The sequence below is a fragment of the Mesorhizobium sp. M8A.F.Ca.ET.207.01.1.1 genome, assembly GCF_004794715.1.
In the GTDB taxonomy this organism is placed as follows: Bacteria; Pseudomonadota; Alphaproteobacteria; order Rhizobiales; family Rhizobiaceae; genus Mesorhizobium.
The window spans coordinates 1-423 of sequence record NZ_SRUS01000113.1 but is presented as its reverse complement, the minus strand read 5'-3'; the positions used below and the strand labels follow the sequence as shown (position 1 = coordinate 423).

1 protein-coding gene is annotated in these 423 nt (G+C 68.6%); it reads left to right on the top strand.

Going from position 1 to position 423, the window contains the following annotated elements:
* Nucleotides 1-334, top strand: a 334-nt coding sequence (locus EN850_RS33715; protein WP_210238007.1) for a hypothetical protein, incomplete at its 5' end; no start/stop codon positions are given.
* Between the last annotated feature and the right edge of the window lie 89 nt (nucleotides 335-423).

Genomic DNA, 423 nt, shown 5'->3' with positions numbered 1-423 from the left:
ACGGCGCGATGATCGGCTTCATCGTCGGCGCGGCTGCCGTGCTGATCTTCCAGGACATCTTGCGGACGGTGATGTCGTGAGCCGCCGCCTCGCGTACATCCTCGCGCCGGTCCTGGTGTGGGGCCTGATCTGCGGCTTCGCTGCCGCCGGCGCGGTCTTGGCTGTCGTCCACGGCAACTACCTCTCACTGCTGATGGCCCGCGCGATGCTGGCCGGCGCTGCCTATCCCACCGCCCTGGAGTGGTTCCGCGCCGAGGAGGCGCTGGCCGAGCGCCGCAGCAGCATCCAGTCCCTGACCTCCGCCATGCCGGTACCGGCGGAAGACCTGCAGTAACCCACTGCCGGCCCGGCCGGCTCAACCGACGAGGTCCACATGTTCCACCTGAAGAACAACCCGGCAGCCGTCTCCAACGTGAACCTGCG